At 67.5% G+C, this 25,136-nt stretch carries 21 protein-coding genes; 13 read left to right on the forward strand and 8 right to left on the reverse strand.

Annotated features, from left to right (window positions below):
* Nucleotides 1-15: 15 nt before the first annotated feature.
* Entirely contained in the window at nt 16-1,206 is a 1,191-nt protein-coding gene (locus tag ASE56_RS03290) for an ROK family transcriptional regulator (protein ID WP_056224890.1), read from the reverse strand.
* A gap of 150 nt (nt 1,207-1,356) precedes the next feature.
* Between ASE56_RS03290 and ASE56_RS03295 the strand changes: the two genes are divergently transcribed.
* The 8 genes from ASE56_RS03295 to nagA all read left to right on the forward strand — a co-directional run bounded on the left by ASE56_RS03295 (nt 1,357) and on the right by nagA (nt 9,421).
* On the forward strand, nt 1,357-2,127 hold the full coding sequence (locus tag ASE56_RS03295) for an amino acid ABC transporter ATP-binding protein (RefSeq protein ID WP_056224891.1): 771 nt from the start codon (nt 1,357-1,359) through the stop codon (nt 2,125-2,127).
* Nucleotides 2,128-2,188: 61 nt separating this feature from the next.
* Nucleotides 2,189-3,142 (forward strand): glutamate ABC transporter substrate-binding protein, encoded by a 954-nt coding sequence (locus ASE56_RS03300; protein ID WP_235556917.1) that lies wholly within the window; start codon nt 2,189-2,191, stop codon nt 3,140-3,142.
* Between the two features lie 79 nt (nt 3,143-3,221).
* Nucleotides 3,222-3,866 carry an amino acid ABC transporter permease gene (locus ASE56_RS03305; RefSeq protein ID WP_056224894.1) on the forward strand — a complete coding sequence of 215 codons (645 nt, stop codon included), beginning with the start codon at nt 3,222-3,224 and terminating at the stop codon, nt 3,864-3,866.
* Nucleotides 3,863-4,729, forward strand: a complete 867-nt coding sequence (locus ASE56_RS03310; RefSeq protein ID WP_056224896.1) for an amino acid ABC transporter permease — start codon at nt 3,863-3,865, stop codon at nt 4,727-4,729. The genes ASE56_RS03305 and ASE56_RS03310 overlap by 4 nt, the downstream gene beginning before the upstream one ends.
* Nucleotides 4,730-4,762: 33 nt before the next feature.
* Nucleotides 4,763-5,770, forward strand: a complete 1,008-nt coding sequence (locus ASE56_RS03315) for an asparaginase (RefSeq protein WP_056224900.1) — start codon at nt 4,763-4,765, stop codon at nt 5,768-5,770.
* Nucleotides 5,734-7,527, forward strand: coding sequence for a copper homeostasis protein CutC (locus ASE56_RS16475; RefSeq protein WP_082450298.1), 1,794 nt, complete (start codon nt 5,734-5,736; stop codon nt 7,525-7,527). Before ASE56_RS03315 ends, ASE56_RS16475 begins: the two co-directional genes overlap by 37 nt.
* On the forward strand, nt 7,524-8,294 hold the full coding sequence (locus ASE56_RS03325; RefSeq protein WP_056224903.1) for a glucosamine-6-phosphate deaminase: 771 nt from the start codon (nt 7,524-7,526) through the stop codon (nt 8,292-8,294). Before ASE56_RS16475 ends, ASE56_RS03325 begins: the two co-directional genes overlap by 4 nt.
* Entirely contained in the window at nt 8,291-9,421 is a 1,131-nt protein-coding gene (gene nagA, locus ASE56_RS03330; protein ID WP_056224906.1) for an N-acetylglucosamine-6-phosphate deacetylase, read from the forward strand. Before ASE56_RS03325 ends, nagA begins: the two co-directional genes overlap by 4 nt.
* On the opposite strand, the gene ASE56_RS03335 is transcribed toward nagA, so the two are convergent.
* The 3 genes from ASE56_RS03335 to ASE56_RS16820 form a co-directional block, all read right to left on the reverse strand.
* Nucleotides 9,405-10,565 (reverse strand): GTPase family protein, encoded by a 1,161-nt coding sequence (locus ASE56_RS03335; RefSeq protein WP_056224909.1) that lies wholly within the window; start codon nt 10,563-10,565, stop codon nt 9,405-9,407. The genes nagA and ASE56_RS03335 overlap by 17 nt on opposite strands.
* 122 nt (nt 10,566-10,687) lie before the next feature.
* Nucleotides 10,688-11,329: a pyridoxamine 5'-phosphate oxidase gene (gene pdxH, locus ASE56_RS03340; protein WP_056224911.1), complete on the reverse strand. Its 642-nt coding sequence runs from the start codon at nt 11,327-11,329 to the stop codon at nt 10,688-10,690.
* A gap of 133 nt (nt 11,330-11,462) precedes the next feature.
* A complete protein-coding gene (locus ASE56_RS16820) occupies nt 11,463-11,615 on the reverse strand; it encodes a hypothetical protein (RefSeq protein WP_156371591.1) in 153 nt (50 codons plus the stop codon).
* A gap of 160 nt (nt 11,616-11,775) precedes the next feature.
* Here ASE56_RS16820 and ASE56_RS03345 point away from each other — a divergent pair, with 160 nt between their 5' ends.
* Nucleotides 11,776-12,852, forward strand: coding sequence for an alkene reductase (locus ASE56_RS03345; RefSeq protein ID WP_056224914.1), 1,077 nt, complete (start codon nt 11,776-11,778; stop codon nt 12,850-12,852).
* 53 nt (nt 12,853-12,905) lie between these two features.
* On the opposite strand, the gene ASE56_RS03350 is transcribed toward ASE56_RS03345, so the two are convergent.
* Together ASE56_RS03350 and ASE56_RS03355 are read right to left on the reverse strand one after the other, a co-directional pair.
* Nucleotides 12,906-13,466: a dihydrofolate reductase family protein gene (locus tag ASE56_RS03350; RefSeq protein ID WP_056224916.1), complete on the reverse strand. Its 561-nt coding sequence runs from the start codon at nt 13,464-13,466 to the stop codon at nt 12,906-12,908.
* A gap of 4 nt (nt 13,467-13,470) precedes the next feature.
* Complete coding sequence (locus tag ASE56_RS03355; RefSeq protein ID WP_056224919.1) at nt 13,471-14,466, reverse strand: YafY family protein; 996 nt, start codon at nt 14,464-14,466, stop codon at nt 13,471-13,473.
* Between the two features lie 98 nt (nt 14,467-14,564).
* On the opposite strand from ASE56_RS03355, the gene ASE56_RS03360 reads away from it, so the two are divergent.
* Entirely contained in the window at nt 14,565-15,020 is a 456-nt protein-coding gene (locus ASE56_RS03360; protein WP_056224921.1) for a VOC family protein, read from the forward strand.
* Nucleotides 15,021-15,480: 460 nt separating this feature from the next.
* Here the strand turns inward: ASE56_RS03360 and ASE56_RS03365 are convergent, their stop codons facing one another.
* Together ASE56_RS03365 and ASE56_RS03370 are read right to left on the reverse strand one after the other, a co-directional pair.
* A complete protein-coding gene (locus ASE56_RS03365) occupies nt 15,481-16,704 on the reverse strand; it encodes a hypothetical protein (RefSeq protein WP_235556918.1) in 1,224 nt (407 codons plus the stop codon).
* Between the two features lie 72 nt (nt 16,705-16,776).
* Nucleotides 16,777-18,885 carry a DUF262 domain-containing protein gene (locus tag ASE56_RS03370; protein ID WP_056228123.1) on the reverse strand — a complete coding sequence of 703 codons (2,109 nt, stop codon included), beginning with the start codon at nt 18,883-18,885 and terminating at the stop codon, nt 16,777-16,779.
* Between the two features lie 364 nt (nt 18,886-19,249).
* Here ASE56_RS03370 and ASE56_RS03375 point away from each other — a divergent pair, with 364 nt between their 5' ends.
* From ASE56_RS03375 to ASE56_RS03385, 3 genes are read left to right on the forward strand one after another with little or no spacing between them, the layout of a single operon-like run.
* A complete protein-coding gene (locus ASE56_RS03375; protein ID WP_056224926.1) occupies nt 19,250-22,504 on the forward strand; it encodes a helicase-related protein in 3,255 nt (1,084 codons plus the stop codon).
* Nucleotides 22,501-23,166 (forward strand): DUF4391 domain-containing protein, encoded by a 666-nt coding sequence (locus ASE56_RS03380; RefSeq protein ID WP_056224929.1) that lies wholly within the window; start codon nt 22,501-22,503, stop codon nt 23,164-23,166. Before ASE56_RS03375 ends, ASE56_RS03380 begins: the two co-directional genes overlap by 4 nt.
* Before the next feature lie 17 nt (nt 23,167-23,183).
* Nucleotides 23,184-25,127: a site-specific DNA-methyltransferase gene (locus tag ASE56_RS03385; RefSeq protein ID WP_235556919.1), complete on the forward strand. Its 1,944-nt coding sequence runs from the start codon at nt 23,184-23,186 to the stop codon at nt 25,125-25,127.
* Nucleotides 25,128-25,136: the final 9 nt, after the last annotated feature.

The following is a 25,136-nucleotide window of genomic DNA, read 5'->3' on the forward strand; positions in this document are numbered from 1 at the left end:
AGCGGGCCCCGCAGGCTAGGCGCGAGCCGAGACTCGCAGGGCCGAGCGAGCGGACTCCGGCCCGAAGGCCGCGTCGAGGAACAGGCGCGCAGCCCCGAGGATGCCGCCCGTGCGCGGGTGGCGCGGCACGGCGACCTCGAGCTTCTCCGTCGCCATGGGCAGGCAGTCGGCCCACAGCTTCGACTTGATCGCGGCGATGAAGACGTCGGAGGCGCTCAGTGAGCCGCCGACGACGAGACGGTCGGGGGTGAAGAAGTTGACGATCGTGGCGAGGACACCGCCGGTCATGCTCCCCGCTTCACGGAGCAGGCCGGTGGCGAGCGCGTCCCCGTTTCGGGCGAGATCGATCACCGTCTCGACGTCGGAGACGTCGCGTCCGGCCTCCTGGGCCGCGCGGGTGAGGGCCGACCCGCTCGCCACGGCGTCGAGGCAGCCGACGCGCCCGCACGAGCAGGGCACCGGCGCCGCACCGGGCACGGTGACGTGACTGATGTCACCAGCGGCCCCGCTCCGGCCCGTGTAGAGCCGTCCGCCCGCGACGACCCCCGACCCGATCCCGGATCCGGCCTTGATGAACACCTGATTGAGGGCCTCGGGATCGCCCCCGACGAGCTCGCCGACCGCCATGCAGTTGGCGTCGTTGCTGGCGAGGGCCGGCACCCCGAGGACGTCGGACAGAAGGGCCGCGACGTCGACGTCGTGCCAGCCGGGCATGCGCGACGGCGCGACGAGCCGACCCGTCTCCGCCGACACCGGCCCGGGCAGCGCGATCGCCGCCCCCGTCACCGTGGGCGCGCCGTTCGCCGCCGCCAGCGCAGCGAGTTCTTCTGCGACGCGGCGGAGAACGGCATCCGGGCCCTCCGCCAGATCCAGCACGAGGTGCCGGTGGGCGAGGGAGGAGCCGGCGTAGTCGACCAGCCCGATCGTGCTGCGCTCGACCCCGAGGTCGACGCTGGCCACCGTGCCGAGGTCGCCGCGGACCGCGAGGCGCCGGGGTCGGCGACCGCCGCGTGAATCGTCGGTGCCGTCCTCGACGATCACGCCCGCCGCGATCAGCGGATCGACGCGCGCGGTCACGGTCGAGGGCGAAAGGCCCGTGTGGGCGGCGAGCTCGGCTCGAGATCGCGCAGCGCCCGTGCGCAGCGGGGTCAGCACGGCGAGCGTCTGCGGGCTGTAGGTCGGTAGGGCCGCGTGGAGAGGCTTCACACCGGTATCTTATTCCAAACTTGGAGTTTCTGTCTCGAATTATCTCTGTAACATGGCCTCGTTAGTTTGATTTCACCAAGGACGCGGAAATCACTTCCCGCGTCGGCTGTACCCGATATCGCGGCGAGTCCGCGGGAAGGATCCACCCCCGTGTCGACGCCCGCCTCCCCCGCAGCCCCCGCCTCCGCGCCCCTCGTCGCGGTCCGCGAGGTGCAGAAGCACTTCGGCGACCACCACGTGCTCAAGGACATCGATCTCGACGTGGCTCGCGGCGAGGTCGTCGTCATCGTCGGCCCCTCGGGCTCGGGCAAGTCGACGCTGTGCCGCTGCCTCAACCGTCTCGAGACCATCACCTCGGGCACCATCACCATCGACGGCGTCCCGCTGCCGAGCGAGGGACGCGGGCTCGCCGACCTGCGCGCCGAGGTGGGCATGGTCTTCCAGTCCTTCAACCTCTTCGCACACCGCACGGTTCTCGACAACGTCGCCCTCGCCCCGCGCATCGTGTCGAAGGTGCCGCTGAAGAAGGCGCGGGAAGAGGGACTGGCTCTGCTCGACCGCGTCGGCATCGCCGACAAGGCCGACCGCTTCCCCGGCGAGCTCAGCGGCGGTCAGCAGCAGCGCGCCGCCATCGCCCGCGCCCTGGCGATGAAGCCCAAGCTCATGCTCTTCGACGAGCCGACCTCGGCCCTCGACCCCGAGATGGTCAGCGAGGTGCTCGACGTGATCACCTCGCTCGCCGAAGAGGGCATGACGATGGTCGTCGTCACGCACGAGATGGGCTTCGCCCGCCGCGCCGCCGACCGCGTGATCTTCATGGACGACGGACGCATCGTCGAAGACACCACCCCCGAGCGCTTCTTCACCCACGCCGAGAGCGACCGCGCTCGGGCGTTCCTGTCGAAGATCCTCGCCCACTGACATCCTCCCCGCCCCCGACGCGGCTCGTTCCGCACGCACCCGCAACCGAAAGGCAGTACCCGTGATCTCCTCTCGCTCGATCCTTCGCCGAGGCCTCGTCCTCTTGGCGTCCGCGGCCACGGTCGCGTCTCTCGCCGCGTGCTCGTCCGGCACCGCGGCCGTCCCGGGGTCCGACCCCAGCGCGTCGGCCAAGGCCAGCAGCCTCGAAGAGGTCTACGCGAACGCGCCCGTCGCCGACGCCGCGGCCCTCATCTCCGACTCGACGATGGCCAAGATCAAGGCACGCGGCAAGCTCATCGTCGCCGAGGCACTCGACGCCCCCCTGCTGTCGCAGCAGGACCCCACGAACCCCGAAGACGTGCAGGGCTTCGACGCCGACCTCGCCAAGATGCTCGCCATCTACATCCTCGGCGAGCCCAACGTCGAGATCGTCCCGCCGGCGTCCGAGACCCGCGAGGCCCTGCTCGCCAATGGCACCGTCGACGTCGTCTTCAACACGTACACGATCACCGAGAAGCGCGCCGAGCAGGTCGACTTCGCCGGCCCCTACCTCGAGTCGGGTCTGGCCGTCGCCGTCCGCAGTGACAACACCGACATCAACGGCATCGACGACCTGGGCGGCAAGACGGTCATCGTCGGCGCGAACACCCCCGCTGTCACGGCCGTGCCCGAGAAGCAGCCCACCGCGAACATCGTCAGCTTCGCCACCGACCCGCAGGCCCTCCAGGCCCTGACCCAGGGCCGCGGCGACGCGTACGTGCAGGACTTCACCTTGCTCGCGAGCCACGCCATCGACGACAAGAGCATCAAGGTCGTCGGCCAGCCCTTCACCAGTGAGGCGTACGGCATCGGTCTGAAGAAGGACGACGCGCAGTTCAAGTCGTTCATCAACGACTGGCTGAAGAAGATCCAGGACGACGGCTCGTGGGCCAAGATCTGGGACGCCACCCTGGGCTCGGCCGTCGAGTCGAGCGCTCCGACTCCCCCCGCGATCGGCAGCGTCCCCGGCTCCTGATCCCCTGACCGACCGGCGTCCGTTCCGCACATGACGGGCGCCGGTCTCCCCTCCCCTCTCACGCTCCTCTGAGGACCCCATGGACTTCTTCGCCTCGAGCGCCGGGCCGATCGCGCAAGCGCTCGGCACGACGATCCTGCTCGCCGTCTCAGCGGGCATCGGATCGATCGTGCTGGGCACGCTCGTCACCGCCGCGCGCATCAGCCCGGTGCCGGTGCTGCGCTGGGCCGCCTTCGCCTACGTGCAGTTCTTCGTCAACGTCCCGCTTCTGGTTCTCCTCGTGCTGGCGGTGTTCGCCCTGCCGGATGCCGGATTCCTGCTGCCCCTGACGCCGACGGCGATCATCGTGCTCACGCTCTACGAAGCGGCGTACGTCGCCGAGGCCGTCCGCAGCGGCGTGAACACCGTGAGCCGCGGCGAGATCGAGGCCAGCCGCGCGCTGGGGTTCTCGCTCGGCCAGACCCTGCGCGTGCTCGTCATCCCCCAGTCGCTGCGGGCCGCGATCCAGCCCATCGGCAACGTCATGATCGCCCTCACCATGAACACCGCCCTGGCCGCGGCGGTGGGCGTCGTCGAGCTGACGAGCGCCGCCAACAAGCTCAACCTCGTCGAGGCTCAGCCCATCCTGATCTTCACCGCGGCGGGGCTCATCTACATGGTGCTCGCGCTGGCGATCGGCCTCACCGCCGGCCGCCTCGAGAAGAAGTTGAGGATCCGCCGATGACCTCCCCCCTTTCGCTCTACGACGAGCCCGGGCCCCGTACTCGCCGCCGCATCCTCATCTGGTCGCTCGTCAGCGCGGTCGTCATCCTGGGCCTCATCGCCCTCGCCCTCGTGCAGTTCGCGTCGAAGGGCCAGCTCGACAGCGACCGGTGGTTGCCGTTCCTCGACATCGCGATCTGGGAGTACCTCGGCGTCGGCCTGCTCGGCACGCTGCAGGCCGCGGCCCTGACCGCCGCGTTCGGGTTCGTGCTCGGCCTGCTGCTCGCCCTCGGGCGTCTCAGCCGCGTCCGCTGGATCAGCTGGATCTGCACCGCCTACATCGAGGTCGCCCGCACGGTCCCCGTGCTGCTGCTCATCTACCTGATGCTCTTCGGCCTCCCCCAGCTCGGCCTGAACTTCCCGGTGCTGTGGAAGCTCGTCATCCCGCTCACGATCGCCAACGCGGCCGCCTTCGCCGAGATCATCCGCGCGGGTGTCCTCGCCCTGCCCCGCGGGCAGACCGAAGCCGGTCTCAGCCTCGGTATGACCCGCTGGCAGGTCGACCGCAAGGTGGTCCTGCCCCAGGCGCTGCGTTTCGTCGCGCCCTCGCTCGTGGTCCAGCTGGTGAGCCTGCTCAAGGACACGTCGCTGGGCTACATCGTGGCGTTCACCGAGCTGCTGTACCGCGGGCAGGTGCTGTCGAGCTTCAACGGCCTGCTCATCCAGACCTTCGTGGTGGTGACCGTGATCTTCCTCGCGCTCAACGGCGGCCTCTCGGGCCTGGCCGCTCGCCTGCAGAAGCGACCGGGCCGCCGCAGCCTCGCGACCCCCGCCAAGGTCGCCCCGGCCGGCCTCACCACCCCGAACGCCCCCGTCGACCGCTGATCCGCCTTCGCCCCGGCATCGAAAGAACCACCCATGACGACCCTTCCCCCCGTTCCCTCCCCCCTGGCCGACCTCGCCGTCGTCATCCGCTCGGGTGTCGTCGAGAGCCGCCACCTCGGCTCGATCGCCGCCCTGTCCGCCGACGGATCGGTGGCCTGGCAGACCGGGAGCGGCGCACAGATCCTGCCCCGTTCCACCGTCAAGCCCGTGCAGGCCCTCGCGTGCCTGCTCGCCGGGGCCGACATCGACGGAGCCGACCTCGCCATCGCCGCGGGCAGCCACACCGGCGAAGACGTGCACGTCGACGTCGTGCGCGATCTGCTCACCCGTGCGGGCCTCGACGAGAGCGCCCTCGGGTGTCCGGTCGACTGGCCCGAGGACGAGCCCACCCGCGAACGTCTCATCCGCGACGGCGAGCAGCGCTCGCGCGTGCGCATGAACTGCTCGGGCAAGCACGCCGCGATGCTGCTCGCCTGCGCGGTCAACGGGTGGGACACGGCGACCTACCTCGACCCCTCGCACCCGCTGCAGCGGCTCGTGCGCGCGACGCTCGAACGCCTGTCGGGCGAGACGGTGGCGCACGACGCCGTCGACGGGTGCGGAGCGCCCCTGTTCAGCGTCTCGCCCCTCGGCATCGCCCGCATCTTCCGCGCCCTCGTGACGGCCGACCCCGGCACGTCGGAGCGGAGAGTGGCGGATGCCATGCGGTCGTACCCCCGCTTCGTCGGCGGCGACCACCATGCCAACACCGACGCCATGCTGCGCGTACCGGGGCTGCTGTCGAAGGGCGGCGCCGAGGGTGTGATCGGCATGGCGACGGCCGACGGGGCCGCGGTGTCGATGAAGATCCTCGACGGCAACCCCCGCGCGACGACGCTCGTGGCCCTCACCGTCCTCGAAGCCCTCGGCGCCGACATCTCGGACGCGGGCGACCTCGTCGAGCTGCCGATCCTCGGCGGCGGGGTCCCGGTCGGCTCGATCGAGGTGGGTCGCGACGTGCGGGCGTGGCTCGACGCCTCGGCAGCGAGCGCCGCACCGTGACGACCGCCGCAGACCCGGCATCCCTCGCCCAGAAGTCCCCCGCGCGCGCCCGCGCCCTCGTGGAGATCTGCGTCGACGACCTCGCGGGGGTGCTCGCCGCCGAGCGGGCGGGCGCCGATCGCGTCGAGCTGTGCGCCGACCTTCTCGAGGGGGGCACGACGCCCAGCCTCGGAATGATCGAGTCCGTCCTCGACGCGGTGCGGAGCGTGGGTGTGCAGATCATGGTCCGCTCGCGCGGCGGCGACTTCGTCTACTCCGACGACGAGCTGCGCGTCATGCGGGCCGACGTCCGCGCCATCGCCGCCCTGGCGCGCACCAGTCGGGTGCCCGTGGGCATCGTCTTCGGCGCGCTCACCGTCGACGGGCACGTCGACGAACAGGCACTCGAGGCGATCCGGACCGCCGCAGGAGGGGTGCCGATCACTTTCCACAAGGCCTTCGACGACACCGTGGACCTCTTCGACGCCTACGACACGCTCGCCCACCACGGCATCGCCCGCGTGCTCACCTCCGGGGGAAAGGCCACGGCCGGCGAGGGGGCCGACGTGCTCGCCGCGCTGCGCGCGCGGTCGGAGGGCACCCGGATGCCGACGGTCCTCGTCGGCGGCTCGGTCCGGGCCCACAACGTGACAGCGCTGCTCGAGCGCACCGGCGCCCGTGAGGTGCACCTGCGCGCGCAGGTCGCCTCCGGTCGGGGACACCTCGTCACCGACGAGTCGGTGATCCGCGACACGGTGCTCGCGGTGAGCGAGAGCGACCGCGCGTCGCACCCGGCCGTGATCGCCGTCGACATCGGCGGCACTTCGGCGAAGGGCGCGCTCGTCGACATCGACGGCCACGTGCTGAACAGCTCGCGCATCGCGACCGGCGGTTCCGGTGCCGAGACGGTCACGCGCATCGCGGACCTGCTCACCGACCTCGTCGCGGCGGCCGGGGCCCTCGGCCGCTCGGTCGTCGGCGCGGGTGTCGTCAGCCCCGGCCTGATCGACAGCGCCACCGGCACCGTCCGTTACGCCTCGACGCTCGGGTGGACCGACGTCCCCCTCGCCCGTCTCCTCTCCGACGCCACCGGACTCCCCGTCGCGGTCGACCACGACGTGCGCGCCGCGGGTGCGGCCGAGGGGGCCTACGGCGCCGCCGCCGGTTCGCGCAACGTCGTCTTCGCGGCGATCGGCACCGGGGTCGCGGCATCCCTCACCTCCGACGGACGGGCCGTCGAGGGGGCCATCTCCGGGGCCGGCGAGCTCGGTCACATCCCGGTGGTGCCCGGCGGCGAGCTCTGCGCGTGCGGTCAGCGCGGCTGCCTCGAGGTGTACTTCTCGGGCGCGGGCCTGGCCCGGCGGTACGCGGCGAGCGCCCCGCTGATCGACGGAGAGACTCCGGATGCCGCGTCGGTCATCGCCCGCGTCGACACGGATCCCGTCGCCGCCCGCGTCTGGTCGGAGGGGCTCGACGCCCTGGCCACGGGGCTCGCGACCCTGACCCTGCTCGTCGACCCCGAGGTGATCGTGCTCGGCGGTGGCGTCGCGCAGGCCGGGAACGCGTTCCTCGAGCCCCTGCGCGAACGGCTGACCGCGGCGCTCGCGTGGCGAGAAGCCCCCCGGTTGACGACCGCGGCCCTGGGCACGCACGCCGGCCGGATCGGGGCCGCGATGCTGGCCTTCGAGGCCGCGCAGCGACCCGAGGTCACCCGCTCGTGGACCGCACCTGTCATCCTGGCTGAGCCGACCACCCCCCGAACGGAGGCCCGCTCGTGACCGAGATCGCGATCGTGCAGAACCAGGCGGATGCCGGCCGCATCGCCGCCGACCTCATCGTCGCCGCGCTGAGTCGCCGCAGCGACCCGACGCTGGGACTCGCGACCGGCTCGACGCCCCTGCCGGTGTGGGCGGCCCTGGCGGAGCGTTCGCTCGACCTGTCGGCCGTGCGGGGTTTCGCCCTCGACGAGTACGTGGGCCTGCCCGCCGGACACCCCGAGAGCTACCGCGCCGTGGTCGATCGCGACATCGTCGGCCCCCTCGGACTCGACCCGTCGCTCGTGCGCGTTCCGGGCGACGACGAGGGTCCGCTCGCCGAGGCCGGCGAGCGGTACGAAGCCGCGATCGCCGCGGCCGGAGGCATCGACCTGCAGATCCTGGGCATCGGCCGCACCGGGCACATCGGGTTCAACGAGCCGGGCTCGTCGCTCGCCTCGCGCACGCGCCTGAAGGCGCTGACGCCCGCGACCCGCGCCGACAACGCGCGGTTCTTCGACAGCATCGACGAGGTCCCCACGCACTGCCTCACGCAGGGCATCGGCACGATCCTCGACGCGGGCGTGCTCGTGCTGCTCGCCTTCGGCGAGGCGAAGGCCCCCGCCGTCGCCGCGGCCGTCGAGGGGCCGCTGACCTCGTCGTGCCCGGCATCCGCGATCCAGCTGCACCGCCGGGCCGTGGTCATCGTCGATGAGGCGGCCGCCGCTCAGCTCGAGCACCGCGACTATTACCGCTTCGCCTGGGACCACCGCGAGATCGCCTCGGCATGACCGCCGACCTGCTGCTCACGGGCGCCCGGGTGGTCGACGCGCGGCGCGACCTGCCCGACGCGTGGGTGCGGGTGCACAACGGTCTGATCGCCGAGGTGGGCACGGGGCTCGCTCCGCGCGCGTCCGAGCGCATCGACCTGGGCGGGGCGACCCTGACCCCCGGCCTGATCGACCTGCACGTGCACGGGGGCGGCGGGCACGCCTTCGACGACGGAACGGATGCCATCACCGCCGGGGTCGCCGCGCACCGCCGCCACGGTACGACGGCGACCCTCGTGAGCCTGGTCTCGTCTCCGCTCGACGTCCTGCGTCGGCAGCTCACTCACGTCGCCGTCGCACGACGGTCCGATCCCGCGATTCTGGGCGTGCATCTCGAGGGCCCCTGCCTCTCACCCGCCCGGCGCGGGGCGCACGACCCCGGCGCGCTCGCTCTCCCCGACGGACCCGTCCTCGACCTCGTGCGGGATGCCGAGCCCGGCCTCGTCCGGCAGGTCACCCTCGCGCCCGAACTCCCCGGAGCTCTCGACGCGATCACGGAGCTCACCGCCCTCGGCATCCGCGTCGCGATCGGCCACACCGAGGCCGATTACGCCCTCACGCGCGAGGCGATCGCGCGTGGCGCCACCCTGCTCACCCACGCGCTCAATGCGATGCCCGCGATCGGCCACCGGCTGCCGGGTCCGGTGCCGGCCGCTCTGGAGGACGACCGCGTCACCCTCGAGCTCATCCTCGACGGCGTGCACGTTCACCCCGCGGTCGCCCGCATGCTGCTGACCTCGGCGCCGCGCCGGGTGGCCCTGATCACGGATGCCATGGCCGCCGCCGCCCACGCCGACGGCGCGTACCGCCTGGGCGAGCTCGACGTGCACGTCGCGGACGGCCGCGCGTTGCTCGACGACGGCGTCACGATCGCGGGGTCGACGCTGACGCTGGACCGCGCGGTGCGCGCGGCCATCGTCGACCTGGGTCTTGCCGCGTCGGATGCCGTGGGAGCGGCGACGTCCGTTCCCGCGGCGGCGCTGGGCGACCCCGCGCGGGGGCTCCTCGAGTCGGGAATGCGCGCCGACCTCGTCGCGTGGGACGCGGACTGGCGCGTGCGGAAGGTGTGGCTCAGCCCCTCTTCGTGACGCGCCGCTCCACGAGCTTGCGTGCGACGTCCATGAAGCTGGGCGCGTACTTCGCCCACTCCTGGTCGAGCTTTCGCACGTCGATCTTGCCGGTGTGCAACAGTTCGCAGATCTTCAGCCAGCTCTCGCCCGTCGCCGCCGTCAGCGCACCCGCGACCGCCGCGTTCACGACGATCCCGGCGCCCGGGATCAGTTTGAGGAAGCTCGTCGCGAGCGCCCGCCCCGCGACCTGCACGCCGAACTGCGCGAGCGCGCCGGCCGAGAGCATCGTCTTGACCTCGAGGTCGTAGATCGCGGCGATGCGGCCCATCATCGTCAGCTGGATCGGCGCCAGCGTGACAGCATCCGAGACAGGAAGCGGAACGGTCGCAGCCCCCGCGGCGGCCGCGGCCGCCGCGGCGATGATCGGCCGCGCCATCTCCCTCTTCCACGGGAGGTTGAGCCGCTGTGCGATGCGAAACGCGTCCTTGTCGCGCTCGGGGGCGAGCTCGAGGGTCTGCGTGACAAGGTCACCGAGGCCGTGCCCCTTGCCCTTCCCGTTCTTGTCGCGGGTCGAGGTGAGGACGACCTGCCGGTACGGGATGCGCAGTCGTTCACCGGTGTTCGGGTCGACGGGGTCGTTGAGCCACTCGACGAACGCCTCCAGATCCTTCGCGATGCCCTGGTGCCCGGTGAGGGGGTTCTTGATCCAGTCGACCTTCGTCAACACGAGGATCACCGGCAGCCCCCGCGCGTCGAGCTCCCGGATCATCGCGATGTCGGCTGGGGTCAGCCGATCGTCGGCGGCCCGCACGCAGTACCAGACGACCGAGATCTGGTGGTCGCCGGGGTGGGCGGCGATCGCGTCGAGGTGGGTGCGCAGCTGCTGATCCGGCGGAACGGGCGAGCCGATCTCGAACCCCTCGACGTCCCAGATACCGAGCGAGTCGTCGCTGTAGAAGTGCACGCCGCGCGTGACCGGCAAGCCGCGCCCGACCTTCGCCCAGTCGCGCCCGAACACCGCGTTGACGAGCGACGACTTGCCCACGCCCGAAGCACCGACGATCGCGAGGTTGAACCGGCCGTACCGCGACTTCGCCTCGGACGTCGCCTGGACGAACGCCTTGTCGTCGAGCTGACGCGCATCGGTGTTCTTCTTCGCCATGATCTGGCCCTACCCCCGATGATTCGCGTCGCGACCCGCGTGTGCGGGATGGGTCGAATCTACGGGGCCGGGCGGCGCGAGGGACTTTCGGGAGCGCCCCTTGCGCGACGACCCGGTACAGGTCACGGTTGCCGCCGCTGCCCCACCCACTCGTCGTCATCCCGCGTGAAAACGACCCGATCGTGCAGCCGCGACCGCCGGCCCTGCCAGAACTCGATCTCGCGCGGCTCGACCCGGTACCCGCCCCAGTGCGGAGGCCGCGGCACGACCTCATCGTCGGCGAACCGGGCGGTGACCTCGGCCATCTGCTCTTCGAGAGCGGCTCGGGATGCCACGGGCTCCGACTGGTGGCTCGCCCACGCCGACAGTTGGGAGCCGCGCGGCCGCGAGGCGAAGTACGCGTCGTCGCGCTCCGGCGGCAGCGGCGTGGCCGTGCCGAGCACAATGACCTGTCGCTGCAGCGCGTACCAGGGGAACAGGATCGACACCGCCGGATTCCCGGCCAACGCCTGCCCTTTCCGCGAGTCGCGGTTGGTGAAGAACCACAGGGCGCCGTCGTCGTCGATCCCGCGCAGCAGGACCGTCCGCGACGTGGGCCGGCCCTCGGCATCCACCGTCGACACGACCATCGCGTTCGGCTCGGGCTGGTCTGCGGCATCCGTCAGCCACTGCTGCAGCAGCTCGAAAGGCGAGGCCGAGAGGGCGTCGTCATCCAGCTCGGCGAGCGTGTAGTCGAGCCGGTGGGCGAGGGGGTTCTCGGTCATCGCAGGGTCCTCCGGTGGGTGGCTGGGACCCCAGCGTATGTCTGCGCGACGCCTGTTGAGGCGGTCGCACGTGACGGCAAACCGTTCCCGGGCCTCCCGCCGCCTCAGCCACCAGCGCTGACGCGGGCGCCCCTCAGAGCCCGGCGATCCCCGCCGACCGCACGACGAAGTAGACGAGGATGCCGACGACGGCCACGACGAGGACGACCGCCGTCCAGAACATCGCGATGCGGAGCCGACGAGTCTGCGCCGACTCACCCGGACGGTTCCACGGAGCGCGCGCCATCATCGCTTCCTCGAGGTAGTGCTCATGCCCCGATCCTGGCGAAGCCCGCCCGTCGGCCACAACCCCGCCTGACGACACGCCGACAACCTGCGCATGCGGAATACCCGCTGCGCACCGCGGGTTGGGTGGCACGGCCCTGTTCCCCCACGAAAGGACACCCATGAGCCTGTTCAGCCCCACCACCGTCGGAGAAATCGGCGTCCGCAACCGCGTCTCGCTCGCCCCGATGACCCGCCTGCGCGCCGGCGCCGACGGAGTCCCCGGACCGATCGTCGCGAAGTACTACGCGCAGCGCGCCGGCATCGGCCTGCTGGTCACTGAGGGTGTCTTCCCGAGCGACGAGTCGCGCGCGTACCCGGGTCAGCCCGGCATCGTGACCGACGCTCAGGCCGCGGGCTGGGCCAAGGTCGCCGACGCGGTGCACGCCGAGGGTGGCACGGTCTTCATGCAGCTCATGAACGGCGGACGCGTCACGCACCCCGAGATCACGGGTACCGACCGCATCGTCGCCCCCTCGGCGATCGCGATCGAGGGTGACACGCGCCTCGCCGACGGCACGAAGGTCGCCTACGCCGTGCCGCACGCGCTCGAGACCGCTGAGCTCGCCACGGTTCGCGACGAGTTCGTCGCCGCTGCCCGCAAGGCCGTGGATGCCGGCTTCGACGGCGTCGAGCTGCACGGCGCCAACGGCTACCTGCTGCACGAGTTCCTCTCGCCCGCGTCGAACCAGCGCACCGACGAGTACGGCGGATCCCCCGCGGCCCGCGCCCGCTTCGTCATCGAGGTCGCGCAGGCCGTCGTGGCCGAGGTCGGCGCAACGCGCGTCGGCATCCGCATCTCGCCCGCGCACAACATCCAGGACGTCTGGGAGACCGACGACGCCGAGACCCGCGCCACCTACGAGGCGCTCGTATCGGGCCTCGCTCCCCTGGGCCTCGCGTACCTGAGCGTGCTGCACGCCGACCCGGCCGGCGACCTGATCCAGGACCTCCGCCGCACCTTCGGCGGCACCTTCATCATCAACTCGGGCTTCTCGAGCGTCACCACGCGCGACGAGGCCGTCTCGGTGGTCGAGAAGGACCTCGCCGACCTGGTCGCCGTCGGTCGCCCCGCCATCGCCAACCCCGACCTCGTCACCCGCTGGGAGAAGGGCGCCGACGAGAACGAGGTCGACCAGGCCTCCGTCTACGGCGGCGACGAGCACGGCTACACGGACTACCCGTTCCTGCAGGCGTAGTCCGTCCTGCTCGAAGGGCCTCGCGCGACTCGTTCGCGCGGGGCTCTTTCGCATTACACCGGCCGGTAGCGCTGCACGCTGGCGCCAGAGCGGAACTCCCGCCGCTCCACGAGCTCGAGCTTCATCTGATCCCGCACGCCCTCAAGCAACCGCGGCCCCCGCCCCGCAATCACCGGATGCACGACGAACGTGAACTCGTCGATGAGCCCCTCCGCCGCGAGCGCACCAGGAAGCGTCACCCCACCGAGCGCGATCCCTCGCCCCGGTTCCCCCTTGAGCCGCCGAACAGCCTCGACCACGTCATCCCGGACCAATTCGGCGTTCCAGTCGGCAGAGTTGAGAGTCCCGGATGCCACGACCTTCCGCATCGGATCCATCACTTCCGAGAACGCGACCTCACTGGCATCCATCCAGTCCGGCCACTCCCCCGATTCCGGTTGGCGCCACGCGCCCTCCATCAGCTCGTAGGTGACGCGGCCGTAGAGGAGGGTGTCGGAGCGGCGCAGCTCGTCGGTCCAGAACGCCATGGACTCGGCATCCGGCGGCAGACCCGCCTCGTGATGGACGCAGCCGTCGAGGGAGACGTTGATGGCGTAGCGGAGGGGCTGGGTCATGCCGCTAGCTTCCTCGCCGCGGCTCCCCCGCGGAAGAGCCCGCCGCCGCAAACCGCCCAGCCTGCACCGCGAACGCCTCCGCCAACTCCGGCGGCCCGACGACCTCCATCGCCACCTCGAACCGCCCGAACGATGCGGCGAGCGCACCCCACGACCATGATCCCGCCTCGAGGGTGCAGCGCTCGTCGTCGACGGCGGTGACGATGCCGTCACCCGCGAACGGCAGCACGTCTCGCGCCGGCGCGTGCAACAGCACGGTCCCGCGGCAGGGCCACTCGTTCGTGTCCGACCCCTTGAACCGCGCGGATACGAACGCGTCGACGTCCCCGCCCGGCACGACCCGCGGCACGAAGGGAGCACCGTGCGGCACCCGAGGTCGCACGCGGTCCGCCGAGAAAAGCCGCCAGTCCTCGCGCTCGAGGTCCCACCCGAGCAGGTACCACCGGCCGTGGGATGCCACGAGGTGATGGGGCTCCACCCGCCGCGGTGGACCGGGCTCGGCGCCGTCCCCCTCCCGCGGCAGGTAGTCGAAGCGGATGGAGACGCGATCGCGCACCGCCTGAGCGAGCGTCAGCAGCACCTCCAGCGGGACGGCAGCGACTGGCGCTTCCCCCGGGCGGCCCACCGTCGTCACCTCCACAGCGTCAAGCCGATGCCGCAGCCGCGACGGCAGCACCTGCCGCATCGTCGCGAGAGCACGCACCGCCGCCTCGCCGATCTCCGCACCCAACGCGGGAGCCGCGCGCAGAGCGATCGCGACCGCGAGCGCTTGATCGTCGTCGAACAGCAGCGGCGGCATCTCGGCTCCCGCGTCGAGGCGGTATCCCCCGTCGGGGCCCATCGTCGTCTCGATCCGGTAGCCCATCTCGCGCAGGCGATCGATGTCGCGCCGCACCGTGCGGTCGCTGACGTCCAGCCGCGAGGCCAACACCGACCCCGGCCAGTCCCGCCGCGCCTGCAGCAGCGACAGCAGGGTGAGCAATCGCGACGTCGTGGCCATGCATCCGACCGTAGTCGCGGTCTAGGACAGAAACCGACCTATACGGGTGGGAACGTGATCTCACGAGCCGATCCCGGCCCATTCATCGAGGAGCAACCATGCCCGTGCAGACCACCACTCACCTGAACTTCCGCGGCGATGCCCGCCAGGCGCTCGAGTTCTACCAGTCCGTCTTCGGCGGCCACCTCGTCGTCAACACCTACGCCGACTTCGGCATGCCGGCCGAGATCCCCGGCGCCGACAAGGTCGTCTTCGGCCTGGTCGCCGGTGAGAACGGCTTCCGCATCATGGGCTACGACATCCCCGGCCGCACCGAGGGAGGCATTGCCGCCCCCGGCTCCACCCACCGCGAGAACAACACGACGGTCACCGACCAGTCGCTGTTCGTCTCGATCAGCGCCCCCACCCTCGAGGAGCTCCAGGGCTACTGGGACACCCTGTCGACGGATGCCACGATCGTCGAACCCCTCGCCGCCTCAGCGTGGAGCGCCGGCTTCGGCATGCTGACCGACCGCTTCGGCGTAACGTGGAGCGCGTCGGTCACCGCCGAGTGACGTGTGCGGTCGCGGCGCGCACTCGCTGCGCGTCGCGGCCGCCGACCGGCCTCATCAGACGCCGACCTCGTCGCGGCACCGCACCGCACCGCACCTTCATCGTCAACCCCGGCTTCCCGCGCATGACCACATGCCGCTAGCTTCCTCGCCTGCCTCCTCCGGCGGAGGATCCTCTTCCGGCACGCGCGAACCGCTCCGCTTGCGCCGCGAACGCCTCCGCCAGCTCGGGTGGCCCGACGACCTCCATCGCCACCTCGAACCGACCGAAGGATGCCGCCAGCGCACCCACGACCACGATCCGGCCTCGAGAGCGCATCGGTCGTCGTCTACCACCGAGACGGTCCCGTCGCCCGCGAAGGCGTGGACGTCGTGGCCGGGGCGCGACCCGCGCGATGGGAGCGGCACCTTACCGGGGCACCCAAGAATCCGACCGTGAGGTAGGTGGGGTCCGTGCACACGACTATGTTGAGGGGCCTCGCTGCTCAGCCTCGTCTTCGCCGGGGGCCTCCGAGATCTCCCCTGCGCCGTCGGGCGCGTTAGCTCGCTTGTTTCGCTTAAACAGGCCGGCCACCGCGCTCGCCGTTCCCACAGCAGCGCCACCGACCGCCTTTGCCGCCGTACCGGTGGCATCGCCTAAGACTCGTGCCGCCGAGCCGGTGGCATCTCCCACCGCCTTCGCCGCGTTCTTTGTCGCCGTCACCGCGCGAGCCTCATCCGGAATGCCGTCGCCGTCGATATCGACGCTGCGGAAGACTTCGGTGGCGTCGACAACCTTCCCCCAGACGCTCTCTCCAAAGTCCTTCGCGGACTCTGACGCGGCGCGCATCGCGAGGACTGCTTTGGAAGGATCGGGGATGCCATCACCATCTGCGTCAGTCAGCTCGAGCCACTCGGGCCAGGACTGCATCGGTTCGGAGAAACCGGTGCGACACGACTTCACCACGCTGCTGCCGAAGTAAAAACTGGTCGCCGCTCCTGCCGCGGCACCGATGACAGGGATGGCCTTCGAACTGATCTTTACGGTGCCCATCACGGCGCCCTTGGCGACCGCCTCGCGTGCCAGGACCATCGTCACAGGGACGAGCGCGGACTCCGGGATCTGCTCGGCAATAAGATCGCCCCACTTCGATGACGCGCCACTCGCGACGGCGGTCGCTGCTGTCCGTCCTGCAGCGATAGTTGCGCCCGCAGGAAGCGCCGTCAGGACGAGACTCGTGACCTTGTTGCGCTTCTTCTCGCCCAGCAGCGAGCCAAGGACGATGGCCTTCGCGCGATCAGGGTCATCAACGGGAATCCCACGGAGTTCCGCCATGCAGAGGGCAAACAACGCCGTGGTCTCGTAGAAGAAGATGAGGTCGCCGACGCCAAGACCGATTGCCACGGGAATACCGACCCCGGGGATGGAGGCCGACGCGCCGATGGCGGCACTTGCAGCGGTCGTCGTCGCCACGTATTGGGACTCGATAGTCCTCATGACCTCGGCCGGCGTAGCGTCGGGCCTCTTACGTCGGACTTCCTTGATGTATGCCGTCGCTGCAGGTCTTTGCACCGCAATTGCTCGGAAGACCCGGTCCTGGAAGTCACCGGGCAGCGAACTCACCGCTGGGGATTGAATCGAACCGCTCGACGACTTCCAATCGACATCTTTGCTGACGCCTTCAATCTCACCGCTCATCTGTGACATCCCCCTTTCTGATATATATCGAAGATCACGACCGGGCACCAACCCCGACCTCATCAGCCGCTCCGAGCGCAATCACCCGACATCCGCCGGCATCGAGTTCTGAAACTCCGCCCGTACATCCCGAAGCCGACGCCCGTCCCGCACGGCCCAGAAGTACCACCCGTTTGTGGCCTTCTGACGCAGGGCAAATCCCGCTGCAGACGGTGACGTATGCCGCTTGCCGTCGAGCAGAATCGCGCCGTCAGCAGTGACCGTCGCTTCGCGCCCCTTGAAGTCGCGGTGCGTCGCGACGATCCTGTCGCCCGCAGCGATCATCCCACTCTCGACCAGGTGCTTGAGTTCGACCCAGTCGCCAGCTTTCGTCTGCGGGTCAACCACCTTCCCGTGATGCCCCTCGGGAACCGGCCAGACCCGCAGGAGGGTCTCGATCAGTTCATTTGTCCGCTCGTCGATGAGCTCTTCGTCCCAGGGCTCAGTCTCGGTCCGCTTGATGACCCGGCCGGTGAGCGTGATGGTGTTGTGGTCCTGCAGAGCTGACCGCTTCGTTGGCCAAGCACTGTTCGACACCTTCGAATTGAGGGATCGAGTCAACAGCGTGAGGTTCCCGAGCCGGTGCACGCGGGCCTGGCGCTCTTCGGCCTGGTCCCGGTCCGCGACCGGCCAGGTTTCCGTCCAGGTGCGAGGCAAGAGATGTTCGATCGGATAGCCCATCCGCTCGATCTGCGGCTGACCTGTCGCTCGGCGATACTCGTCTTCCGCCGCCTCGAGGATCATGCGCAGCCGTCCGCGCTGGAACCGCGTGTATGCGGACTCTGTAGCGAGTGTTTGACGGATCTCCTCGTCGCCTGGCCAGTAAGTACTCGTGACATTGAGTCGCGCGAGCTGGCTCACGACGCGATCAATGAGCTCGGCTTCGGACGCCTCCGAGTTGGCGGCGATGACGTCAGTGACGATGCGCCCCAGATCGCTTCCCGTCAGGCGCAGGAGTTGGCGGCGGACCATCCAGCTCTCTGCGGCGTTGATGATCGCGTCAATCGTCTTCTCTGACCGCCCTCGGCTCGGCTCGTGCAACCAGATGAGCAGGGGCTTCAAGACCTCTACGCCTGCAGCCTGCATACGGTAAACCGCCATCTCCGTGCGAGTCAGGCTTCCGCCTCGCCGGCCCGCGGCTTCGGTCCAAGACTCGTACTGGGAGGCCTGCACCTTGATGGCCCGCAGGAGTTCAGCCATCGACACCGCACTCTCCAACTCCACATAGGACTTGAAGCGGGTGAAAGTCGACTGCGGGCTGACGTCCTCACCAGTACGTGCGACGAGCCACTGATTCAGGAACAGGGAGCTACGACTTAGCAGGTTGCGGCCGACACTCACCTCCTTGGACCAGAACTTGGTCTCGAAGGGCCAGTCCTCCTCGTAGGCCTTCGCCATGTCGTCGCCCTGCTCCGCCAGCAGCTGAAAGACGAAGTTGCGCACCAGGTCGGCCGCGGTCAACGGGGTGCCGCGGGCATTGAGGGTCTCGAAGATTTCCTGCGAATTTTCGGACGCCTCGAGCTCGATCGACACCAACTGCAGGCCGTCGACTAGTACCGTCGCAAGTTCCTTTGCTTTTGTGGAGAAATCTTCGGAGTCCGCGGCTCCGAGCCACTGCTCGACCACGCGTGAAAAATATGCGTGCGCGAGAACGATCTGCGATTCGTGTTGGACGAGGCTGCGGTGGTCGACCGGCGGTTCCGCCGTCATCACCTCATCGAACGCTGCTCTGTCCTTGTTCAAGTGACGTACCTTGAGGCGACTGCCCCCCTCTTCGACGAAGATGTCGTCGTTGTGCGTGAGCCGCTCAAGCTGAGCAGCAAGCCGTAAGTCGCCCGCGTCGGCCAAGATCGCCGACGTCGCGTCGGCCAAGAGTTGCAGTGTGGTGAGTCGCTGCTGCCCGTCGATGACGTTCCACGTGGCAAGACGACCCACGCGCGCCTGGTGGCTCTGCAGCACGACAGCCCCGAGGAAATGAGTAGCCGTCAATCGCGGGTCGCCGACGCGGCGCTCTACGACCCGACGGATGTCGCTCCAGAGTGGAGCCCACTGCTCCTCCTCCCGCCACACGTACGGGCGTTGGAAAAGCGGGATATAGAAGTGCTGCGGAAGGTTGAACAGCTGCAACGGTGTCCGTTTGAAGGTCTCCACGTGCCGATACTTGCGCACTGCGTTTGATCTTCGCGAGAGACCGGCGCTTCGCAAGCCAGAAGATAACGACATCTGTTCGCAAACGGCGCCGCCGCCGACCCCGCGCTGGACGCGAGACGAGCCCCCTCGGCCGAGGGAGCCCGCTGGCAGCCTCCTCGCCCAGCCCGCCGGCGGCGGGACTTCGCACCGACGCAGCCGCCAGGAGCCCAGACGCAGGGGTGCGGCTCCTGCAAAGGTGGAGGGCGCGAGTTGAGCGCCGCCGGTTCCGAGGGTCTGGTTAGGATCGGCCTTACCCGCGCTCCCGCGGGTTATTCCGTCCGGGCCGCGGACAGGTTCAGTGAGGGCGAGGAGGGGACGCGAAGCCGTGCGAATCATAGACAACGTCTCCGACCTACTCGGTGATGACCTCAAGTCCGAGATCACCCGCGGATCCAAGGTGCGCATCGCTGCATCGACCTTCTCGATCTTCGCGTTCGAAGCACTGCGCGAGGAACTCGAGCGTGTCGAGGAACTCGAGTTCATCTTCACGTCCCCGTCGTTCAGCAATGGTCAGGCTACGGACAAGCTGCGAAAGGATCGTCGCGAGTTCTTCATCCCGCACTCCGAGTCATCTCTCTATGGCTCGGAGTTCGAGGTCCGTCTCCGCAACAGGCTGACGCAACGTGCGATCGCTCGCGAGTGCGCCGCCTGGGTACGCGAGAAGGTCACCTTCCGATCGAACGCCAGCGGCCATCAGATGCAACAGTTCGCTGTCGTCAACAATGGTGCCGCGTACATGCCGTTGCAGGGGTTCACTACTGCAGACCTCGGGTACGAACGCGGCAACGCAGTCTCCAACATGGTCACGAAATTTGAAGGCGCTACCGAGGCAAGCAACTTCCTCAATCTGTTCGACCAGATCTGGGCGAGCCCCTCACAGCTGACCGATGTCACCCAGGCTGTATACGACCACATCGCGAGCGTGTACGCCGAGAACTCGCCGGCGCGCATCTACTTCCTCATCCTCTACAACCTCTTCGCCGAGTTCCTCGACGACATCAGTGAAGACGTACTCCCGAACGACCGCACCGGCTATCAGGACACCAAGGTCTGGCAAAGCCTTTACAACTTTCAGCGAGACGCCGCGACCGGCATTATCAACAAGCTCGAGACGTACAACGGCTGCATCCTCGCCGACAGCGTCGGCCTGGGAAAGACGTTTACCGCACTGGCGGTCATCAAGTATTACGAGCTCCGCAATAAGTCCGTCCTGGTCCTCGCGCCGAAGAAACTTGCGGAGAACTGGACGAACTACAACGCCAATCTCACGACAAACATCTTTGCGAGCGACCGGTTTAACTACAACGTTCTCGCGCACACCGACCTCTCCCGCACCCGAGGTGAGTCGCTGGGCCTAAGGTTGGACCGCATCAACTGGGGCAACTACGACCTCGTTGTCATCGACGAGTCTCACAACTTCCGCAACGCCGACTACGCCGAAGAGAAAGAGTCGCGCTACCAGCGCCTCATGCGGCAGGTCATCCGCGAAGGGGTGAAGACAAAAGTGCTGATGCTGTCTGCGACACCGGTGAACAACCGCTTCAACGACCTCAAGAATCAGCTGCAGCTGGCCTACGAGGGCGAGAGCGACACCCTCGCCGCGAAGCTCACGCTCTCGACATCAGTTGAGCGAGTATTCCGCGACGCACAGGCGGTGTTTAATGAGTGGTCCAAGCTGCCTGCGGAAGAGCGCACGGCCGACCGCATCCTGCAGATGCTCGACTTCGACTTCTTTGAGCTGCTCGACGCGGTCACAATCGCACGGTCGCGTAAGCACATTCAGGCGTTCTACGACACGAGCGAGATCGGTGCCTTCCCGAAACGATTGCCGCCGGAATCGATCCGCGAGCCACTCACCGACCTCGCGGACGTCCCCTCGTTCAACGAGATTTTCGAGCAACTCCAGATGCTGACGCTAGGCGTCTACACGCCCCTCGCGTACGTGTTCCCGAGCCGCATCAGCAAGTACGAGGACCTCTACGACGTCACGACCGGCAGCGCTCGCTCGAACCTCGGCCAGCAAGGTCGCGAAGAGGGTCTCAAGAAGCTCATGACGGTCAACCTGCTCAAGCGTCTCGAGAGTTCGGTCGAGGCCTTCCGCTTGACGTTGGCGAAGATCGAGTCTGCCGTCGACAGCACGCTGACGCGGCTTAGCAGCCACTCCGGCTCACTCCCCGAGATCCGCGACATAGATGATCTCGACTTCGACCTCGACGATGAGGATGACGCCAACGTCGAGGCGTTGTCGTTTGGCGAGAAGATCCGCATCGACATCAACGACATCGACGTCGAATCGTGGCAGCGAGACCTCTGGCATGACCGCGAGACACTGCGCGAGCTCCTCGACGAGATGCGCAAGGTGACCCCGGCGCACGATCTTAAGTTGCGCAAGCTGCGGCATATGGTCCAGCAGAAGGCAGAGCACCCCCTCAACCCGGAGAACCGCAAGGTGCTCATCTTCTCTGCCTTCGCCGACACCGCGAGTTATCTCTACAGCGAGCTCGCGTCGGATCTCCAGCCGGCGGGCCTGGAATGCGCGGTGATCACCGGCGGTAGCCACGGCGTAAAGTCGACGATCGGCACGGGCTTCGACTTCCAGCAGATTATGTCGATGTTCTCGCCCCGGTCCAAACAGCGACACCTCACGATGCCGAAGGAAACCCGCGACATCGATGTGCTAATCGGCACCGACGTCATCAGCGAGGGTCAGAACCTGCAGGACTGCGATTACCTCATCAACTACGACATCCACTGGAACCCTGTGCGGATCATTCAGCGGTTCGGACGTATCGACCGCATCGGTTCAATGAACGAGGTCATCCAGCTCGTCAACTTCTGGCCCGATATCTCGCTCGACGAGTACATCAACCTCAAGGAGCGGGTCGAGAACCGGATGGTAATCGCCGACCTCGCCGGCTCAGCCGACGACAACGTGCTCAACCCGGAGGATTCGGATGCCGCCTTCCGCAGGGAGCAGCTGCGCAAACTGCAGAACGAGAACATCGAACTCGAGGATGTTCGTGCAGGTGTATCGATCACGGATCTCGGCCTCAACGATTTCCGTATGGACCTGCTCGCATACATGAACCAGTACGGCGACATCGCTACCGCCCCGCGCGGCTTGCATGCAGTTATACCTGCAGACCCTGCGATAGGCCTCCTGCCAGGTGTGATATTCGCCCTCAAGAACGTCAACGCCGACCCCGCCGCGAACCGGGGTAACCGCCTCCACCCGCACTACCTTTTCTACGTCGATGACGCGGGGGGAGTCATCGCTGACCACACCGAAGCGAAGCGCTTACTCGACCTTGTACGCGCCGGCTCCCGTCCCCATGACGAGCCCGTCGCCGAGGTCACCCACATCTTCAATGAGGCCACCAAAGAGGGTTCGGAAATGGGCAAATACTCGGCGCTCCTGACGGATGCGATCCGATCGATGACCGACGTCGCAGAAAGACGCGATATCGACAGCCTGTTCCGTGGCGGCCACACGACGGCGCTCACGCAGCACATCGCGGGGCTCGATGACTTCGAGTTGATCGCCTTCATCGCTGTCGTGGATTCGGCGGGCACGCAATGACCGATGGTCTCTACCAGTGGCCCAACGTCAGCTATCTCGGCGCCCGCCTCCCGAAAGAGAAGCTCTATGAGAACGGCTTAGTGACTGCGGGAGTGCGCGAAAAGTTCGTGGCCGACGTTCAGCGCATCACCTGGACGCATAAGATCGCAGAGGAAACGATCAATCTGCCGAGCACTGACGCTGTGCCCGAGATCGAAGTACTCCAGGTAGATGGCAAGCGCAACGATGTTGCTGACGCCGTGCTGGCTGTCATCGACAAGGCGATCCCAAATCCGATCTTCTTTGAGATCACGCGCGAAGCGGGGGCTCGCCGCGAGGTTCGAATGGTTGCTGCCCACAAGCCGCGGGGCATGGGAACGTCGAAGGCACCGGCGTACTACTCGACGCGATGGATGCCAGCGGACATTCAACGCGTACCCTTGCCGACTGCGATCTCATTAGACGCGCTCTACTCCGCTCTGCTCGCGCCGCTGACTCCTATCAAGGTTCGACCAGGCGAAGACCTCCCGCATGTTGGCGTGAGGCTGGCGACGGTGCGTCGACTGCAGCGGGAGGTCGCGGGGCTGGAGCGCAAGATCCGCTCAGAACAGCAGCTCAATCGGAAGGTCGAGTTGCGCCGGATGTTGCGGTCGAAGCAAGCAGAACTGGAAGAGCAGAAGTGACCATGGAGAAGCTCCGGATGACATCCCCCGACCTCACACAGGCGAATATCGACAAGCTCGCGGAACTCTTCCCGATGGTCATCACCGAGTCACACGATGCCGATGGCGCCCCCCGTCGCGCCGTCGACTTCGACCTGCTCCGCCAGGAGCTCGCCGACCACATTGTCGAGGGGCCCCACGAGCGTTATCAGCTCGACTGGCCCGGCAAGCGTGCTGCGGCCTTCGCAGCGAATGCACCCATTGCCAAGACGCTTCGACCCGTGCGCGAGGAATCGGTGGACTTCGACACGACGAAGAACCTCTTCATCGAAGGTGACAACCTCGAGGCGCTGAAGCTGCTGCAGGAGTCTTATCTTGGCAAGGTCAAGCTCATTTACATCGACCCGCCCTATAACACCGGTAATGACTTCGTCTACGACGATGACTTCGCCGAGTCGACCACCGAGTACCTGAAGCGGTCTGGTCAGAAGTCACAAACCGGGGATCGCTTCGTCGCAAACACCGAAGCAAACGGTCGGTTTCACTCCGACTGGCTCAGCATGATGTACTCACGACTAAAACTGGCGCGCAGCCTTCTGGCCGACGACGGTGTTGCCATCGTCGCGATCGCAGATCACGAGCACGGGAACCTTCGCCTTTTGCTTGATGAAGTATTTGGAGGTGACAACTTTCTTGCGAATGTCGTTTGGCAAGGTGGTAGCAAGAATGACGCCCGTTTCACATCTCAAGGCATCGACTACATGCTCATCTATGCCAGGAACAGTGCCTGCCTGATCGAGCGAGATGTGCGTTGGACGGAACCCAAAAAAGGCCACGCACAGGTGCTGGAGTTGGCGAGGGAAGTCTGGGAGGCCTCGGGGCACGATCCAAACGAAGCCACTCCTGTTTTCCGCAAGAGACTCCGTGAGATGCGAGGTGACCTCGAGCCAGCAGTCTTCCGATACGACCAGTTGGACGCGACTGGTCGACCGTTCCAATCCGACAATCTGGCGAAGCCCTCTGCTACCGGTACGTCGCGGTACGACCTTGCTCACCCGGTGACCGGGGTCCCGGTAAAGATGCCAAAGGAGGGATGGCGGTTTAATCCCACTACGATGGCTGAGCGCATTTCCCAAGGCCGGGTAATATTTGGCCCAGATCACACCAGCACTCCTCGACTGAAGCGATATCTTGACGAGATGGATACCCAGGCCATCAAGCCTGTCTTCAGCCAAGAGCGCGCTAGCGCAGCCTACGCATTGAAAAAACTACTTAATAGCGACGTGTTCCCCTACACAAAGGACGTCGATGTCCTGGCAAAGTGGATCAGCTCGGTGACGCAGGGAGATCGAGGAGCCCTGGTTATAGACTTCTTCGCTGGCTCCGGTTCGACTGGCCACGCCGTAATGAAGCTCAACGCAGCCGATCACGGGCATAGGCGATTCATCCTTGTGCAACTTGACGAGGCGGTTGACCACCCTGATTACGTATCCATTGCCGACGTCGCCCGCGACCGCTTACGCCGCGCAGGTGCCCAAATAAGTCAAGGGGCGGGACAGCAGAGTGCGAGCCTCGACGTGGGCTTCCGCTCGTTGCACATCGAGACGAGCAACATGGCCGACACGCTCTCTACCGCAGACGATCTGGTGCAGGCCGTGCTCTCGGAATCTGTTGATAGCGTGAAGCCCGATCGCACCGACGAGGATCTGCTCTTCGAGGTGCTGCTCGACTGGGGTCTGGACCTCGCAGCTCCGATCGCCGTCGAAGAGATTGCATCCCGGCGTGTCCTCTCTGTCGACGATGATGCTCTGATTGCGTGCTTTGCCGAGGAGCTAAACGACGATCTCCTGAAGAGGATCGCCGCGCGGCATCCGCTACGAGCCGTGTTTCTGGACGCAGGCTTCAAGACCGATGCTGCGCGAATTAACGCCGAACAGATCTTCCGCGAGGTGTCGCCCGAGACTGACGTTCGAACGATCTGAGGCCCGTAT

The sequence above is a fragment of the Microbacterium sp. Leaf203 genome (genome assembly GCF_001421275.1).
Lineage (GTDB): Bacteria > Actinomycetota > Actinomycetes > Actinomycetales > Microbacteriaceae > Microbacterium > Microbacterium testaceum_A.

What these genes read in the sequence shown, in the direction of transcription:
- ASE56_RS03305 (WP_056224894.1), top strand. Translation starts at nt 3,222, where the DNA reads ATGGACTTCTTCGCCTCGAGCGCCGGGCCGATCGCGCAAGCGCTCGGC.
- ASE56_RS03310 (WP_056224896.1), top strand. Translation starts at nt 3,863, where the DNA reads ATGACCTCCCCCCTTTCGCTCTACGACGAGCCCGGGCCCCGTACTCGC.
- ASE56_RS03315 (WP_056224900.1), top strand. Translation starts at nt 4,763, where the DNA reads ATGACGACCCTTCCCCCCGTTCCCTCCCCCCTGGCCGACCTCGCCGTC.
- nagA (WP_056224906.1), top strand. Translation starts at nt 8,291, where the DNA reads ATGACCGCCGACCTGCTGCTCACGGGCGCCCGGGTGGTCGACGCGCGG.
- ASE56_RS03335 (WP_056224909.1), bottom strand. Translation starts at nt 10,565, where the DNA reads ATGGCGAAGAAGAACACCGATGCGCGTCAGCTCGACGACAAGGCGTTC.
- pdxH (WP_056224911.1), bottom strand. Translation starts at nt 11,329, where the DNA reads ATGACCGAGAACCCCCTCGCCCACCGGCTCGACTACACGCTCGCCGAG.
- ASE56_RS16820 (WP_156371591.1), bottom strand. Translation starts at nt 11,615, where the DNA reads ATGGCGCGCGCTCCGTGGAACCGTCCGGGTGAGTCGGCGCAGACTCGT.
- ASE56_RS03345 (WP_056224914.1), top strand. Translation starts at nt 11,776, where the DNA reads ATGAGCCTGTTCAGCCCCACCACCGTCGGAGAAATCGGCGTCCGCAAC.
- ASE56_RS03350 (WP_056224916.1), bottom strand. Translation starts at nt 13,466, where the DNA reads ATGACCCAGCCCCTCCGCTACGCCATCAACGTCTCCCTCGACGGCTGC.
- ASE56_RS03355 (WP_056224919.1), bottom strand. Translation starts at nt 14,466, where the DNA reads ATGGCCACGACGTCGCGATTGCTCACCCTGCTGTCGCTGCTGCAGGCG.
- ASE56_RS03360 (WP_056224921.1), top strand. Translation starts at nt 14,565, where the DNA reads ATGCCCGTGCAGACCACCACTCACCTGAACTTCCGCGGCGATGCCCGC.
- ASE56_RS03365 (WP_235556918.1), bottom strand. Translation starts at nt 16,704, where the DNA reads ATGTCACAGATGAGCGGTGAGATTGAAGGCGTCAGCAAAGATGTCGAT.
- ASE56_RS03380 (WP_056224929.1), top strand. Translation starts at nt 22,501, where the DNA reads ATGACCGATGGTCTCTACCAGTGGCCCAACGTCAGCTATCTCGGCGCC.
- ASE56_RS03385 (WP_235556919.1), top strand. Translation starts at nt 23,184, where the DNA reads ATGACATCCCCCGACCTCACACAGGCGAATATCGACAAGCTCGCGGAA.